At 32.4% G+C, this 14,309-nt stretch carries 22 protein-coding genes; 3 read left to right on the top strand and 19 right to left on the bottom strand.

All coding sequences use genetic code 11. The annotated features are described in order from the left end of the window. Positions 1 to 32: 32 nt before the first annotated feature. The 6 genes from AACW45_RS12035 to AACW45_RS12010 form a co-directional block, all read right to left on the bottom strand. Positions 33 to 644: a hypothetical protein gene (locus AACW45_RS12035; RefSeq protein ID WP_190628005.1), complete on the bottom strand. Its 612-nt coding sequence runs from the start codon at positions 642 to 644 to the stop codon at positions 33 to 35. A gap of 1 nt (position 645) precedes the next feature. Beyond that, positions 646 to 1,011 (bottom strand): hypothetical protein, encoded by a 366-nt coding sequence (locus tag AACW45_RS12030; RefSeq protein WP_190628002.1) that lies wholly within the window; start codon positions 1,009 to 1,011, stop codon positions 646 to 648. An 84-nt stretch (positions 1,012 to 1,095) separates the two neighbouring features. Further along, the gene (locus tag AACW45_RS12025; protein WP_190628000.1) at positions 1,096 to 1,314 is read right to left on the bottom strand and encodes a hypothetical protein; all 219 of its coding nucleotides are present in this window, start codon (positions 1,312 to 1,314) and stop codon (positions 1,096 to 1,098) included. Then, entirely contained in the window at positions 1,314 to 1,715 is a 402-nt protein-coding gene (locus AACW45_RS12020; protein ID WP_190627998.1) for a hypothetical protein, read from the bottom strand. The genes AACW45_RS12025 and AACW45_RS12020 overlap by 1 nt, the downstream gene beginning before the upstream one ends. A gap of 19 nt (positions 1,716 to 1,734) precedes the next feature. Beyond that, positions 1,735 to 2,814, bottom strand: a complete 1,080-nt coding sequence (locus AACW45_RS12015) for a recombinase RecA (protein WP_190627997.1) — start codon at positions 2,812 to 2,814, stop codon at positions 1,735 to 1,737. Next, the gene (locus AACW45_RS12010) at positions 2,804 to 3,370 is read right to left on the bottom strand and encodes a hypothetical protein (protein WP_190627995.1); all 567 of its coding nucleotides are present in this window, start codon (positions 3,368 to 3,370) and stop codon (positions 2,804 to 2,806) included. The genes AACW45_RS12015 and AACW45_RS12010 overlap by 11 nt, the downstream gene beginning before the upstream one ends. Positions 3,371 to 3,424: 54 nt before the next feature. Here AACW45_RS12010 and AACW45_RS12005 point away from each other — a divergent pair, with 54 nt between their 5' ends. Continuing rightward, the gene (locus AACW45_RS12005; RefSeq protein WP_190627993.1) at positions 3,425 to 3,847 is read left to right on the top strand and encodes a hypothetical protein; all 423 of its coding nucleotides are present in this window, start codon (positions 3,425 to 3,427) and stop codon (positions 3,845 to 3,847) included. 200 nt (positions 3,848 to 4,047) lie between these two features. On the opposite strand, the gene AACW45_RS12000 is transcribed toward AACW45_RS12005, so the two are convergent. From AACW45_RS12000 to AACW45_RS11980, 5 genes are all read right to left on the bottom strand, one after another. Further along, positions 4,048 to 4,455, bottom strand: a complete 408-nt coding sequence (locus AACW45_RS12000) for a hypothetical protein (protein ID WP_190627991.1) — start codon at positions 4,453 to 4,455, stop codon at positions 4,048 to 4,050. A gap of 244 nt (positions 4,456 to 4,699) precedes the next feature. Further along, a complete protein-coding gene (locus AACW45_RS11995; RefSeq protein WP_190627989.1) occupies positions 4,700 to 6,352 on the bottom strand; it encodes an FAD-dependent thymidylate synthase in 1,653 nt (550 codons plus the stop codon). 58 nt (positions 6,353 to 6,410) lie between these two features. Continuing rightward, positions 6,411 to 6,920 (bottom strand): hypothetical protein, encoded by a 510-nt coding sequence (locus AACW45_RS11990; RefSeq protein WP_190627987.1) that lies wholly within the window; start codon positions 6,918 to 6,920, stop codon positions 6,411 to 6,413. Further along, positions 6,905 to 7,459, bottom strand: coding sequence for a hypothetical protein (locus AACW45_RS11985; protein WP_190627985.1), 555 nt, complete (start codon positions 7,457 to 7,459; stop codon positions 6,905 to 6,907). The genes AACW45_RS11990 and AACW45_RS11985 overlap by 16 nt, the downstream gene beginning before the upstream one ends. Before the next feature lie 4 nt (positions 7,460 to 7,463). After that, positions 7,464 to 7,859 (bottom strand): hypothetical protein, encoded by a 396-nt coding sequence (locus tag AACW45_RS11980; protein ID WP_190627983.1) that lies wholly within the window; start codon positions 7,857 to 7,859, stop codon positions 7,464 to 7,466. A gap of 686 nt (positions 7,860 to 8,545) precedes the next feature. Between AACW45_RS11980 and AACW45_RS11975 the strand changes: the two genes are divergently transcribed. Beyond that, complete coding sequence (locus AACW45_RS11975) at positions 8,546 to 8,788, top strand: hypothetical protein (protein WP_190627981.1); 243 nt, start codon at positions 8,546 to 8,548, stop codon at positions 8,786 to 8,788. Here AACW45_RS11975 and AACW45_RS11970 read toward each other — a convergent pair. After that, the gene (locus tag AACW45_RS11970; protein WP_190627979.1) at positions 8,769 to 9,401 is read right to left on the bottom strand and encodes a PhoH family protein; all 633 of its coding nucleotides are present in this window, start codon (positions 9,399 to 9,401) and stop codon (positions 8,769 to 8,771) included. The genes AACW45_RS11975 and AACW45_RS11970 overlap by 20 nt on opposite strands. Positions 9,402 to 9,600: 199 nt before the next feature. On the opposite strand from AACW45_RS11970, the gene AACW45_RS11965 reads away from it, so the two are divergent. Next, complete coding sequence (locus tag AACW45_RS11965; RefSeq protein WP_190627977.1) at positions 9,601 to 10,680, top strand: tail fiber protein; 1,080 nt, start codon at positions 9,601 to 9,603, stop codon at positions 10,678 to 10,680. A 39-nt stretch (positions 10,681 to 10,719) separates the two neighbouring features. On the opposite strand, the gene AACW45_RS11960 is transcribed toward AACW45_RS11965, so the two are convergent. The 7 genes from AACW45_RS11960 to AACW45_RS11930 all read right to left on the bottom strand — a co-directional run bounded on the left by AACW45_RS11960 (position 10,720) and on the right by AACW45_RS11930 (position 14,309). Continuing rightward, on the bottom strand, positions 10,720 to 11,394 hold the full coding sequence (locus tag AACW45_RS11960) for a hypothetical protein (RefSeq protein WP_190627976.1): 675 nt from the start codon (positions 11,392 to 11,394) through the stop codon (positions 10,720 to 10,722). Between the two features lie 71 nt (positions 11,395 to 11,465). Further along, positions 11,466 to 11,834 carry a hypothetical protein gene (locus AACW45_RS11955; RefSeq protein WP_190627974.1) on the bottom strand — a complete coding sequence of 123 codons (369 nt, stop codon included), beginning with the start codon at positions 11,832 to 11,834 and terminating at the stop codon, positions 11,466 to 11,468. Between the two features lie 75 nt (positions 11,835 to 11,909). After that, positions 11,910 to 12,401: a hypothetical protein gene (locus tag AACW45_RS11950; protein WP_190627973.1), complete on the bottom strand. Its 492-nt coding sequence runs from the start codon at positions 12,399 to 12,401 to the stop codon at positions 11,910 to 11,912. A 55-nt stretch (positions 12,402 to 12,456) separates the two neighbouring features. Beyond that, positions 12,457 to 13,104: a VWA domain-containing protein gene (locus AACW45_RS11945; protein ID WP_190692780.1), complete on the bottom strand. Its 648-nt coding sequence runs from the start codon at positions 13,102 to 13,104 to the stop codon at positions 12,457 to 12,459. 180 nt (positions 13,105 to 13,284) lie between these two features. Then, positions 13,285 to 13,650, bottom strand: coding sequence for a hypothetical protein (locus AACW45_RS11940; protein WP_190627971.1), 366 nt, complete (start codon positions 13,648 to 13,650; stop codon positions 13,285 to 13,287). Further along, positions 13,631 to 14,065, bottom strand: a complete 435-nt coding sequence (locus tag AACW45_RS11935; RefSeq protein ID WP_190627970.1) for a hypothetical protein — start codon at positions 14,063 to 14,065, stop codon at positions 13,631 to 13,633. The genes AACW45_RS11940 and AACW45_RS11935 overlap by 20 nt, the downstream gene beginning before the upstream one ends. Before the next feature lie 10 nt (positions 14,066 to 14,075). Continuing rightward, a complete protein-coding gene (locus tag AACW45_RS11930; RefSeq protein WP_190627969.1) occupies positions 14,076 to 14,309 on the bottom strand; it encodes a hypothetical protein in 234 nt (77 codons plus the stop codon).

The raw sequence follows: 14,309 nt of genomic DNA, 5'->3' as shown, positions 1-14,309 counted from the left end.
TAGTTAATAAAATAGGCGGCTAGATTAACTATTTAATCTTCATATAAATAGTCATCATTGTATAATCCTTCTTCTTCATAAAAAGGATTAACTTTATCTAACTCTTCTTGGGTTAATTTTTCATCTGAGATAATCTTATCTACTAAGTAAGATATATCAGAGGTTTCTTCTAATTCTTTTTCATCTGCTAATAAATCATAGTAGTCCATATTATCAGCTACTATTTCATGCTTACTTCTAAAAGTCATTAGATGCCATAGACTCCATCTCTCTTTAAATCTCTTATCTCTTTTAGACTGCTCTATCTCTTCTTCTGATGGATTATTGCTTAAAGGAACATCTAAATATTCCATACAAGAATCTCCATCATCTCCAGCAGTACTATAAGAATAAGTAATCTCTCCTTTGCTAGATTTAGCTGGACTGAATACTCTAAATATATTAAAGGTGCCTAAAAGAACTTTTAAGAAACTACTTGACTTTTCTCTATTTGATTCTTCATTATCATCATCGTATTCTTCAAATGATATTCTCTCTCCTTTTTCATTATAATTACAGCTAATCCAGGTTCCTTTCTTTGCCCACTCATCATATTCATAATCAGAAGAATCTCTACTCCATCTACCTTTCTTATGTTTTCCCATATTAACTACTCAAATATATTTCTCTATGCTTCTCTAACCAATCAGCAATATCTGAGAACTTAAATTTCCCACTATCATTCATTTCGCTTAAAACTAGCATTACCTTATTGCTATATTTAGGTTTATCTGTTCCCCATAAAATAGCATCACTATCTAATCCGAAATAACTTCTTATATTAGTAGGGGGAAATGAATTATTCCATATTACTTCCTCTTCTGTAATTATTCCTTGTTGGATACAAACTAAACAAGCCACTCCTAGACAACAATATGACTTTTTATTAGGCTTACCTAATTGATTCCTTATTTGTTTATATCTTTTACTTCTTAAGAATTCTAACCAGTTATCAAATAATAAGTTATTCATTTATTAGTAGCTCTATTAGCTAAAGTTTTCAATAAAATAGGCGGCTAAATTAGCCGCCTAAGTAGTAATTAATTCATTTAGTATCTATGCTACTTCTAGCATATTTAATACTTCTTTAGTAACATAAATCGTTACTGGAACTAGTTCACTATCTACTGGAATCTGAGTATTAGTTTTCATTTGAGCTACATTAATACTGATTCTTGATCTACCTTTAGTCTGAACTATACCTGTTCTAATAGTGCCATTCCTATTAAACAATAATAGATCTCCTTTCTTTATACTTTGTTCTTGTCTTTCCATTAGAAATATTTACCAATCTCTTTTAATAAGTTTTCCCTTTCTATCTCTCCTTGATTAATAGGAATTCCACCTTCTGAAACTCCTATATATCCTTCTGACTCAATACTTAATTCGTTATGTTCAGGCGGAAGAATAGAAACTATCGCATCTAATTCTACAGCACCTTTCTCATTAAGGGAAGTACTTTCTAAATATTTATCACTGATAGGATATAGTTTATTGCCACTAGTAAGTTCTTGTACTCTTCCATAATCGTTAGATGATAATCTATTACTAGTAATAGGATTAGAAGCATATACACCAGGATTAATAGCTTGATTTACTTTTATTAGTACATTATCTATATTCCTAATTATGTCTAATGCTTCTTCTCTTTTCTTTAGTAACTCTCCTACTGACATTGATTCATAACTAGAACTTCTAGGCCGCCTGGATCTCTTCTTCTGTTCCGTCATATTCTTCTATGTATTCTTCATCATACAACTTAGTTCTAATACTCTCTATTAAAGTAGGCTCCTTAGATAAAGCTTCTTTAAATGTTTCTAGACCTTGAGTTCTAAGTGAGCCGTACTGGAAGTAACTGCCCGTCTTAATAATAATATCTCTATCTATAGCTGTATCTACTAAGTCACTAAACCAATCTATTCCAGCTACCCATTCACCATCACTATTCTTATATGGAAATAGAATAGTCAACTCTCTACTAATAAACGGTCTAGAACATTTATTCTTAGCCGCTTTTAACTCAACTGTAATACCTACATCTTTACCATCTTTCTTAATAGGTTTCCCTCTCTTAGTTTCTAATCTAGTAGAAGCATAGTATTTTAAACTATTACCTCCACTAGTACTAGTACTAGGCCCATACATATTCATTGAGGCACGTAATTGATTAATGTATAACACTGAGCATTTACTCTTACCACAATAACTAACTACTTGCGGTGTTACTGCCGACATATATCTAGCTAATAATGCCATAGTAGATTCATCTACACCCTTCTCCATAATAACTTTAGGAACTAGACTAGCTACTGAATCTACTACTACAAAAGATACATATCCACAGCTAGTTAATGTTCTAAGGGCTTCTAAATTTTCCTCAGCATTCTTACCTTGGATAATAATTAAACTATCTATATCTACTCCCAACATGGCAGCATATTTAGTATCTAAAGCGAACTCTGCATCTATATAAGCACATATTTTTCCTTGTCTTTGGAAAGAAGCAACTATAGTTTGTGCAATAGTAGACTTAGCAGATGATTCCGGCCCATATAATTCTATTAATCTACTTTCAGCAACACCTTTTCCTAAGACTTCATCAAGAGATAAACATCCTGTAGATATAAATTTAATATCCTCTATCTTTCTTTTCTTACCATAATAACTATCACCATATTTCTTAGTTAAGATACTATCTAACAGTTTCAATTTATCTTCATTAGATAGATTTTCTTCTTGGCTGATATCTTCAGTAGATTGTTTCTTAGGCGGCATTAGATTCTTCTATCCCTAATATTTCATTAAATATATTTAGATCCATAGTTACTATACTCTTATTAGTAACTGCATCAGTAGTAATAAATATATCTATTCTCTGCCATCTACCTTTCTCCCACTCTTCTTTCTTTGGGCCTAATATATTCTTACCATTTAATCTACTCTTATGTTCTATTCTATATTCCCTATCACCTATCCTAATTACCCCATCCCCTTTCTCGTATCTAGCTCCACTAGCTAATGTTGATCTAGCTCCTATCTTCTCTATTATTCTATTCTCTATCTTTCTACCTTCTCTATTACTCTTTACTCCTCTCTTATGTTCACTACTAGAAATTAATTGCCTTCTTTCTTCTCTCAATCTCTCTCTACTTTCTTTAGTGACTTTTAAATAATATGGATGCTTTCTATAACTTAATTCCTCCTTTGTTGATATAGGTGAATATCTAAATGGATGACTTTCATTATTAGCTCCACATTTACTACAAGATATTTCATACAATGCACAATTCTCTCTATAAGCTATAGGACAGTGAATAAATAATTCACTCACAGTTATCACTCTCTCCTTTCATATACTTACTTAAACCATTATTAATTATTAACTATGGATCTTTCCTTATCCTATTCTTTAGGTTTGTCTGTTAAGTATTCTAGATCTCCATCTTCTAACTCAACCCTAGAAGATGAAGTATCTTTTATAGAGAAGACCCTATTTCTTACTATCCCTAATAGTAAATTACATAAATCTACTTTCAATCTAATTCCATCGGCTACTACTAATATTGATCTCTTATCTATAGGTATAAACTATGTAAGAAATCTCTTTATCAAAAGTACTGAATTAATTAGATGTCAAATGCCCGCTAATACTATAGGAACAAACTCTTTAGATATAACATCTAAAATAATATTCCTGGATAATGGATCTGTTAATACTATAGTAAGTAAAACTCCCCCTTTTAATTTAACTATCCAAAACAAAGGGTCTATAGATACTAATATTCAATTAGTAATATTAGGTCTCTAGAAATTCCCTTAATACTAAGCCTATATATACACCTACTACTCTTCTATCCTCTATAATCTCAAACTCATATAAAGAATATTCCTCTGGAATTGATAGGGGTAATATAACAGTTTCATCTGGGAACAATTTTGCTTTATTTATTTGAAAGTAATCTGAATATATAGTAATAGGTTCTCTATAGGTATTAGTTATAGTTCTAATTACATCTCTTTTCTGTTCCATATTCGCTTTAATTTCCCTAATAGTTCCTCTATGAAAGAACTATTATTAGCTTTAAATTCATCTAACTCTTTTCCTTCTCTCATTAGTATTGAATAGTCTATTACTATTAAATCATCTATTGAATTTACTTCTTCTTTTAGAGAATAAACAGCTAAGTTAGTAGTATCACCTCTATAAGCATTATGAAATATATCCCATTCCCTATTATGCCTATTAGGGCCTGTCCAGGTAAGACTATAACTTATAGCTTTAGTTAATTTATCTCTATCACAAGTCTTTAAAAGATAATTTTCTAGTAGATGAATCTTGATTGGGCATTTATAAGACTGGAACCATCCATTCTCAAGAGCTTTTAGATAAGTAAATCCTTTATTTCTTTTTGACATTCTTACCTCTTACTTCATAATTACTGTAATATACTCTTTTACATTCAGGACATGACCAATTTCCATTAACTAATACTTCTATACTTCTTGTATTACAACTAGGACATATACCTTTATTCAATATATTTAACAGTGAATAGTTTCTCTCTCTTCTATTTAATTCATTAATTAAATCTTGTTCCATATATCTCCTATCTAATAGATTCCTAATGAATACTACACTAGGAATCTATCTATTTAATATCTAACTTCTATCTAGAAACTCATGTTCAGATAAAATATTAGGTTCATCTATTACATCTAATAAATAACCCCATATCTTATCTGAGTTAGCTAGACTTTTTAACCATTTATAAACTAGCAATCTATAGTTAATATGTCCACCATTTCTAACCCTAGTACGGATAGTGTAATTAAACTTATCCATATCACCATAGAATCTATAGAAAGTACAATGAGCAAATGGTAGTAGATATCTACCATATTCCATTACTATCCTGTCATCTATTCCTTGATTACTAGCCTTACTAACCCAATCTTTTATTCTTTTATAGGTATTGTTTAGTCTATCTGTATACCACTTTCTAAAAGCAGGATTACCTTGAGTATAAGCAGGCAATAGATAACATAAACTCTCTTCCCTACGTAATTCATTTAAGAAATTAACGTTATTGTTATATAGAGGTATGAATTTATTTAGACTCCTATGTCTAACTAAATCTCTTAAAGAACCCATATCAGCCATACCATCTATAGCAATAGCGCCGCTTATTCCTATATCTCCCATAGTGTTGTATTGACTATAAGAAGAAAATAATATCTCGCTTAATTCTTTAAGAAGCGCGTCTTCATTTCTCCCATCAACATAGTCATCTATATCAGGAAAGTCTATTGGATTATCTAGTAAATGTAGCTTCTCTAATAGATCATTATGTGTACCGTTCCAACTAGTGTAAACATTAGGAGATGTAACTAGGCTCCACATATCTTCTACAAATAAAGATACATTAAAGTTATCTTTTCTATGTCCCCTAAGAACTTCTATTAGTTGATAAACTACTTCTTCTTCAAAGTAAACTGGATCTGTATGTCTAATAAGTACATCACCTTCAGGTACATACCCTAACTTACTTAATTCCTCATTACCTTTTAGTAGATCTAGTAACATTTCACCTATTTGTCTTTCTACATAGCTACTAGATCCCTTACATTGTCTTATGTAAGTAGACCAATTACGCAATGACATAAGAGCAGCAAAAGAACTATTAGCTCCTATAGGTAATAGGAATCTACTACAGTCTAAACTTCTAGAATTTAATACTCCCCTTGTACTAGATAGGTTTCTATCAATAGAGAACATATCTGCTAGGTGATCTTTAGTTACTTCAATACTTTCTGTATAGTTCTCTATACTCTCCCTCATTATGGAATCGTATTCTAGTTCTAATTCAGTAGAATTATTATTCTTAAGATAGTTAAACAGAGATACATCCCAAGCCGCCCATTTAGCTTTACTAAAGTCTTGATATCTACTACTTCTCTGTTGACCAGCTACGCAGTAATTAGTATAGAAGAATCTATCAGCTACAAATCCCGGCACCTCTTCTATACAAACTAAAACATTACCTAAATCTGCTACCGAACTATGACCATAGTTATGAACTATAGTCCTCATAGAATTTGTAAATTTACCTTTAGCTAATACATCACCAGCTATATCTGCAATAGAAAGATCACTTCTACTATATCTAGCTGCCAGATAAGCCATGTAAGTAGCTCTCTTTAGTTCAGGTATCTCATTGTTATATAGAATAGTTAATACCCTGATGCCACTAATTCTATCTTCAATAGAAGCAATACCTAGTTCTCTATTGTAATTGTAGATGTATCTATCCATTGTTTGTTTACCTGTATATTGAAATGTATTAGGCGGCACAACTAGCCGCCTAATCTAATTATTTATACCAATCAGTAGTCAGCTTCAGAATATATTTACCCTCATCTTCTTTTTTGTAATCATGCCTTCCTATTAATTTACCTTCTACTGATTTGATTCTGTAATAAAACCATTCTTCTTCTGAGTAATTGTTGCCTTTAACTAGAGGGTTAGGCATCCATGTTAAATCAAATTTGTTATGGAAATATCTAAGATACTTATCTTCCCCACTTCTATAGCAAGTTACTACATAGTCTCCTTCTATATAGCTCTTACCCTCTATTTCTATCTTAGTAAGTTCTTGTTTATCTTTAGAAAAATCTCTAGATATCAGAATACTCATTTGATGTAATCCACTCTCAACTAAGAGAGATTGCTCTAGATTCCTTACATAAGATCTATGTCCTAATTTGACTTCATGTAGGGGTTTCTTCTCTAGAATAGAGTTTAGTAATTCAAAGATAGGTAAATTTATCTCCTTTCTCCTATCGAAATCTAAAGGAGATGATAACTTTATTCTTCTTCCCATTCTAAAGGCTCTCCATTTTCATCCAAAAAGTAAGCTTGAGCTCCATATCTATCTATTAATTCATCTTGTTCAGATAAAGGATAGTCTATATTTATATCTTCTGCTAGATCTTTTTCTTCCCAATTTCTGATATGGGGTCTTCCTTTCTCCCTGTTTAGGAAGGTTTCCCAATCTTCATTCTCATCTAACTCATAGGTATCTATCTCTTCTACACAGTCATATATGTCATCCCCTGCTGTTACATAGGAATAAGTATGCCTTCTTTCAATTAATCCTTCTTCTGTTACTTCTACTTTAGGATATCTTTGAGGAGTAAATTTCATATCTGCCTTAAAGCTATTCTTTTTAAATATCCACTCTCTAAATCTCAAAAGAAAACCTTTACTTTCTCTATCACTACCCAAGTCAGCATGTTCGTATCCCATTAAGTTTCCATCTTGGTCATAATCGCATCTGACAAAACCACTCCCATTAGGTTCATCATACTCGTGCTCATCTGATCTACTGCTCCACCATCTACCTGTTTTATTTCTTCCCATAAATTTAATCCACTACTTCAAACTTATAATTCTTATTATTTCCGATTATCTTGACTTCTATTTTTCCTTTGGGGATAACTTCAATATCTAATGCAACTTGGTTATTAAGAGACCATGCTATATATAATCGGTTATAGTAATATTTTTTCCAATTACTATGATGAAATATTATATAGTCCCCTTCTAAATAGAATTGTCCAGGTTTACTTTCTTCTACTTTCTCCTCCCTATCAAAATTTTCATCCCTAAACATATGGAAGCATATATTATGAAATCCACTTTTAATAAGTAGCGCTTGCTCTATCTTTCTATGAGAAGTAATATTAATTAATCCATTAGCAGAAAGAGATTTTAATAATTCTGCTATTTTATTTGTTATATCTTCATTTGTTAATTCCATTTGACTATCCTTAGTTAAATTATCTCCTTATTAAAACAGGCGGCATAACTAGCCGCCTGTTTTAATATTTATTTAACTTTTAAATTACTTTAATTATTGACTTATTAATAATATTTGTGGTAGACTCAGCCATCTACTTTATAGAGATGGTCTATTTTTCATTGCTCCTCCCCCTAATTGGTAATCTAGATGAGCCGTTGCTTATAGTAACCTCCTTCCCCTCCCCCAGTTTCTTTCCTCCTCAATAAGACTTTCACCTGATTAAGGTTACTAACTTATTTCAACGAAGTAATTCTCGCGTGGGGGTCGCGGTACAAGTAAAGGCTTGCGCCCTCGGTATCAAATCCCTGTTAGAAAAACTTTTAATTAGAAACTATTAGAATAACTAGTAAACACAAACTTTTATGTATTTGTTTAATCTCATCTTTTACTTTTAGGGTTTGAAACTCACTTGTAGAGTTTTACTATGAAGTATCCGTATCACTGAGTCACCACCTGTCGATTTAATCTAGAGGATGGGTTTGTCCCATCTTAAATTAAGGACAGGAACCTATTATTTCATAAGTCAATCACTACTTACTCCATAATAGATTACTAGGGCTACGATATCTGTTTTCTTAGATATATATGTAGCAAAGGGAGTCACAATATACTATAATCCAATCATATTTATGAGGTAAAAGTCAATGTCTAATGTTACTTTTTCTGATATTGAGAAAGATAGATTTCTAGAATTAATGTCTATGACTGGAGCAGATATTAAACATATGAACTCCTATGAGAAAGAAGAGTTAGCTAAGGAGTTAAGTGTATACATAGCTTACTTTAATAAGAGAGGGCGGCATAATTTTACAAAGCTTTTCTTTTCTTCTGCAATAGGTAAATTAGCCGCCCTTAATGGAATACTAACTAACTTTCGTACCTACTGAGAATGTGTTGAATAATAGGATGCCTTACTACATCATTTCTATTAAACCTAACTATTCCTATATCATCCAACCCGCCTAATCTATTTATTGCATCTAATAATCCATCACTATATCTACTAGTATCCCTTTGAGAATGGTCACCACATAATACCATCTTAGAACCATAACTAATTCTAGTAAGAATAGTCTTAATCATATGGGGGCTGCATGATTGACACTCATCACAGATGATAAATCTATTAGCAAAGCTTCTACCTCTTACCATAGCTATAGGAAGTACTTCAATCTTACCTGTTTCTACTAGATATTTAGCTTGCCCCTCACCCATGAATTGTATTAGAGAATCTAATACTGGATAAGCAAGAGGCGCTACCTTATCGGATAACATTCCAGGTAGCGCCCCCAAGGACTTCTCTTCTTCCATTCCTACATTAGCTCGCAGGTAGATTATTTTCTCTATATCTGAGTTACTATTATTAATTAATCGACACCCTTCATATAAAGCTAATAAACTCCTCCCTGTACCAGCAGGGCCTATCCCAATAGTAATTAGATTGTTCTTAATACTATGTACATATCTCTCCTGATTAGCATTCTGCGGTCTAATTAGCACAGTAGTTTGTATCTTTCCTACTGCCTGATTCGTTGCTTCACTCGCAGTCTGAACCTTTCTTTTATTTCTCATAGTAGAAACATACCCAGTAAGTATGCTATTTACTCTAGTAGAGTATATGAGAAATTAGTATTCAATAAGATAGATATATAAATTATATATGACTCAAATAATTAAACGAAGTCAGACTAACCAACCTTTGACCTGCGCCATCTATGACAGTAATCTAGATGCGGTTACTGAACGCTCAAACCATACTGGAACACAACCAGCATCTACTATTTATGATCTAGAAGATGTAGTTCATGAATTCTCTTTTATCACTGATCTAGAAGAATGCTGTGAAACTTTAACTACTGAATTAGATACTTTAAGAGATGATATTTTTGGTGAAGGTGAACTTAATTCTCTTATTACTACACTTAGAAATGAGATACTAGCTGATATAGCTGATATAGTAGCTGATATAGCTGATCTAGAAGATAGAGCTACTGATTTAGAAGCTAGTGTAACCACTCTAACTAATAGTCTTGCTGCAATTAATCAAGCTATTACTTCTTTAGGTGCCATTAAAGCTAATCTAGACAGTCCAACATTCGTTGGTATACCTAAAGCACCAACTCCTCCATCTACCAGCAATGATACTACTATTGCTACTACAGCATTTGTTAAAGCAGTATCAGTTCCATTAGGAACAATACTTCCTTACGCTGCTAGTGGTGCCCCAGATACTAATTGGCTTATTGCTAATGGTCAAGCTGTTAGTAGAACTAGTTATGCCGCCTTATTTACTTTAATCGGTACTACTTATGGTACTGGAGATGGTAGTACAACTTTTAATCTACCTAATCTTTCTTATAGAGTTCCAATGGGAACAGGTAATAGTGGTACTACTACTTATACTCTAGGTATGCAAGGTGGTGCAGAGAAACATACCCTTACTACTAATGAGATGCCTAGCCATGTCCACACTGGTAGCACTACATCAAATGGAGATCATGGACACACAGTAATAGATCCAGGACATACCCATCAAATCAATCCTGCTGCTACTACAGATGACACCCAAGGGCCTGGGAACTTTCTAGTTAATAATACAGATAGAGGTTATAACAATACTATTAGACAAGATGCTATATTACCTTCTAATACAGGAATAGCTATAGGTTTGAATGGAACCCATACTCACTTTCTAGATGTAGCTAGTACTGGAGGTAATCAAAGTCATAATAATATGCAACCATTCTTAGTTATTAATTTTATAATTAAAGTATTGTGATTATTGTCTTTAGTAGGGAGCTAGCTCCCTACTATTTCTCTAAATAAGATCTTTAATATTTAATATATCTACTACTTTATTGAAGATTATTTCTCCAACGATATGCTTGAAATAATCTATACTGTTTTTATTTCTAAAGTGTCTAGTATCTTCCTCACTCACTCCTCTATACTTAAGAATTCCATAAGCGGCTAATTTCGGAGAGAGATCCATTCCACATCCAGTAAGGAATATCCAACCCTCATCTTTATATTCCAGTACTCCTAATCCTATACTCATAGCTATATCTAGATCAGGTTCTCTATTGTTATATCTCCATACTACATTCCAATAAACTTCATCTGGTTCCCATTCAGCATTCTCTATTTCTTCTATAAGACTTTCTAGTTGTAATATCTCTTCACTATCTTCACCTAGATAATCTATCTTATCTCTTAATTCTTCTATTCGATTATCCCTATCTTCTTCTGTAAGATAATCTCCACTAGTAGTTACATACCAACCACTAATAATATTCAATTCATCATAATTGATCTCTTCCCAATCTATATCCCATATATCTCTTTCATAGTTATATATAGGTAATCTAGCTAATATATTAGTTTCGTTCTCTTTCTTTAGAAGCTTATATATTTCTTCTAATAGTTCCCTACTGTATTCAGTCTGAGCATATTCTCTTAAGGAGTAATACTCTCTATCTAATATAGTTGACATAGTTAGTTAGATTATTAGTTCATTAAATAAGGCGGCTAGATTAGCCGCCTTATCTGTTAAATGTGTAACTACTATGCTGCAAATAGTTCTTCTGTTTCTTCTGGAGCTAGTCTCCATCCTTGAACATCAGTACTTCTTCTAGTACCTTTCTTCATATGGCAAATAGAAGAACTATTCTTTCCTGTACCACTAGGATTCTCTCCCCAAATATCTTTACATAAAGCATTATAATCAATGACTTTAACTAAAGCACCTGAAGGACTAATTAAACTAACCTCAGTGGCATTTGGATTAGTATATCCTTTAGTAGTTGGACTACTACCTTTGGGATAATATACTATGCGGGCACCATCTTCTGCCTTAAATACTTGAGGAAGATTAACATCTCTCAATTCATCTTTGATTAAATCAATAATCAATTCAGCAGTATTGTTAGTCATAGTTAAATTAAATAGTAGTTACAGTAAATTACATTCTAGATATAGAATGTAGGAATCCTTAGGAGTTGAACCTAATTAACGAGCCGCCTCTGATTCCACGAATCTAGTTATGCTAGCTAAGTCCTTACAATAACCTACTAAGTAATCTAATAGCTCATCTAACTCCTCAAAACTATCACTGTTACATATACAGTAATTACTAAAGTAAATATATCCTGTCCATATACTCTGATGTATTGTGTTTTCTATCCTAACAGAAAACTTTACTTGGAGAGGATCTAAACTATCTCTACCCTCTATTACAATGTAATCATTATACAAATCATTCTCTCTTATTTGCCAATCTAATAAAGAAAAACACTTCTGTATATTTGGTAAGTTATCTTTAACTCCATCTAATGCTTTGTTATAATCCCTTTCTCTATTATGACTCTTAGCATATCTAAGTGCATGTTGTAATTCACTAATTAGTTTATTTGCTTGGCTCAACTCTTCACGAGTAGTTTGGTCACTGAAGTTATCAATGCCTAATATCTTTAACTTCTCAATTGCTTCTTCAAGATTCATGATTATTTTTCCTTAATTAATGAAGCTAGGCGGCTAATCTAGCCGCCTAAATTATCTAATCTTCTACAGTAGAGTAATCACTTCTAGTAGTAAATGATTCTGCTGCACTATAGTTTCCTTTCTGAGATCTTAGTTTAACTGTATCTCGACTAAGATTTTTGAAGGTAGCTTCTGTACTCTCAGCACTAGCATAATTAGTAGCAATAACATTCTTAATACCCATATTACGGGCTTCTGTTTTACCTAATTCACTAACACCTAAATAATTAACCACCCAGTTGTATTTATCTACTTGATGATTGATTACCTCATTAACTCTCTGTATTGTATTCTCACTAGAGTTATTCTCCCCATCAGTCATCACAGTAATAACTACTGTAGCTGGTCTATCTTCTTCTCTTAAAGAGGCTAAATACTTACCAGTCTTATCAAAGAAGTAGATTATGGCATCATATAAGGCTGTACTACCTCTTGGTCGATATCCAGTAATCTTACTTACCTCTTTAAGATTAGCATTCTCTACTAGATATTCATGTTGTCCTGGTTCATCAAACTGCATGATGGAAATAATAGCTTCTCCATCAGCTTTCTTTTGCTCTTCTATATAACCATTCAAACTTTCTACTAGTTCGGGCCCAATACTATGCATAGAATATGAACGATCTAGTATTAAACCAATGTAAGTTGAGTTAGGATTAGTCATCTTTTTTTCTCTTTAAGAAATGGAACTCTGATGAACAAACTAAAGATATCTTTTACAACATGATATCCACAAGTAGGGTCTCTAACCCTTCTATACCAGTCAATATTTATCCAATATCTACCCATCTCTACGTCCCAGTACATTTCTTTATTAATCTCACATGTACTAGAAAAATAATATCTAGTACACTCTTCTACCATATTTATCTCTAATATCTAAGTTATCTTTTAGAGAATCTTCTTCTACTACATAGCCCCCTGTAATATCTAGAACTATGTTCCATAGATATATATTACAGTTAATGCCTTTGTAGCTAGCTAAATAGACCCCGCTAGGTAATCTATTTAAAATAACATTACTAGAAATAATTCTAGAATCTATATCTCTTTCTCCTAATGGATCTAATAGATTATCTATTTGAGTCTCTAAAGATCCATATAAATATATATGAGGACAAGCATAAAAGGTTGTCCTCTCTTTAGAAGAAAGTAATTCCTGTTCTTCTGGATGACACAATATGATAGTACTAGTAATCGTCGTCTCCATATCCTAACTCTCTTAATACCTCTTCACTTATCTCTTCACCTTCAGCATTAAACCAATCTCCATAACCTATCTCTATATCAGTAGATAGATCTTCCCCATATTTATATTTCTTTAAATCATCAGCCCATCCTATTTCTTCTGCCTCTTCAACTATCTCAGGCATTCTATTGGTCTTTCTCTCTTCATACCACATTGATATGACTTCTTCTGGAACTTCAATAAGTTCCTCTGATAGAACTTCTCCCCTATTTAAATAAGTAGTCTTACTAACTAGTCGAGTGTTCTCATTCATCTTACCTAGTGAATCTAATATATTATCTAGATTCTGACTCTCTGTTATATCAGTATAAGTATTATCTTTAGGACGCTTAGACTGAATTATGAAACTACCAATTGCTCGCAATACATTGAACATAATTTTTATGTTAGATTTTAGGTGTTCCTAGAATTAACATCTTTCCTCTAGTTAAGGAAGCTATCTTTCTAGGTTGATTGTTAACAAATATCCAAAGATCACATTCTTCTATTCCCGCACCTATATTCATCCAATCATTTCCTTCTAGAACAGAACTAGTACTCTTCAACATCTCTAACTCTCTCTTCAACTTTTCAATTTCTAACTTCAACTCGTCTGTCTCTTTTGCTTTTACTACTTGCAT

The sequence above is a fragment of the Calothrix sp. FACHB-168 genome (assembly GCF_963889195.1).
GTDB lineage: Bacteria > Cyanobacteriota > Cyanobacteriia > Cyanobacteriales > Nostocaceae > Aulosira > Aulosira anomala_A.
Note: the sequence above shows the minus strand (reverse complement) of the source record. Positions and strands in the feature narration are given on the sequence as shown.

Excerpts from the sequence above, each read along its gene's own strand:
- AACW45_RS12015 (WP_190627997.1), bottom strand. The coding sequence starts at position 2,814 with ATGCCGCCTAAGAAACAATCTACTGAAGATATCAGCCAAGAAGAAAAT.
- AACW45_RS12020 (WP_190627998.1), bottom strand. The coding sequence starts at position 1,715 with ATGTCAGTAGGAGAGTTACTAAAGAAAAGAGAAGAAGCATTAGACATA.
- AACW45_RS11955 (WP_190627974.1), bottom strand. The coding sequence starts at position 11,834 with ATGACTAACAATACTGCTGAATTGATTATTGATTTAATCAAAGATGAA.
- AACW45_RS11945 (WP_190692780.1), bottom strand. The coding sequence starts at position 13,104 with ATGACTAATCCTAACTCAACTTACATTGGTTTAATACTAGATCGTTCA.
- AACW45_RS12035 (WP_190628005.1), bottom strand. The coding sequence starts at position 644 with ATGGGAAAACATAAGAAAGGTAGATGGAGTAGAGATTCTTCTGATTAT.
- AACW45_RS12030 (WP_190628002.1), bottom strand. The coding sequence starts at position 1,011 with ATGAATAACTTATTATTTGATAACTGGTTAGAATTCTTAAGAAGTAAA.
- AACW45_RS11980 (WP_190627983.1), bottom strand. The coding sequence starts at position 7,859 with ATGGAATTAACAAATGAAGATATAACAAATAAAATAGCAGAATTATTA.
- AACW45_RS11995 (WP_190627989.1), bottom strand. The coding sequence starts at position 6,352 with ATGGATAGATACATCTACAATTACAATAGAGAACTAGGTATTGCTTCT.
- AACW45_RS11985 (WP_190627985.1), bottom strand. The coding sequence starts at position 7,459 with ATGGGAAGAAATAAAACAGGTAGATGGTGGAGCAGTAGATCAGATGAG.
- AACW45_RS11960 (WP_190627976.1), bottom strand. The coding sequence starts at position 11,394 with ATGTCAACTATATTAGATAGAGAGTATTACTCCTTAAGAGAATATGCT.
- AACW45_RS11940 (WP_190627971.1), bottom strand. The coding sequence starts at position 13,650 with ATGGAGACGACGATTACTAGTACTATCATATTGTGTCATCCAGAAGAA.
- AACW45_RS11990 (WP_190627987.1), bottom strand. The coding sequence starts at position 6,920 with ATGGGAAGAAGAATAAAGTTATCATCTCCTTTAGATTTCGATAGGAGA.
- AACW45_RS11950 (WP_190627973.1), bottom strand. The coding sequence starts at position 12,401 with ATGAATCTTGAAGAAGCAATTGAGAAGTTAAAGATATTAGGCATTGAT.
- AACW45_RS11935 (WP_190627970.1), bottom strand. The coding sequence starts at position 14,065 with ATGTTCAATGTATTGCGAGCAATTGGTAGTTTCATAATTCAGTCTAAG.
- AACW45_RS12000 (WP_190627991.1), bottom strand. The coding sequence starts at position 4,455 with ATGTCAAAAAGAAATAAAGGATTTACTTATCTAAAAGCTCTTGAGAAT.
- AACW45_RS11930 (WP_190627969.1), bottom strand. The coding sequence starts at position 14,309 with ATGCAAGTAGTAAAAGCAAAAGAGACAGACGAGTTGAAGTTAGAAATT.
- AACW45_RS12025 (WP_190628000.1), bottom strand. The coding sequence starts at position 1,314 with ATGGAAAGACAAGAACAAAGTATAAAGAAAGGAGATCTATTATTGTTT.
- AACW45_RS11975 (WP_190627981.1), top strand. The coding sequence starts at position 8,546 with ATGTCTAATGTTACTTTTTCTGATATTGAGAAAGATAGATTTCTAGAA.
- AACW45_RS12005 (WP_190627993.1), top strand. The coding sequence starts at position 3,425 with ATGGATCTTTCCTTATCCTATTCTTTAGGTTTGTCTGTTAAGTATTCT.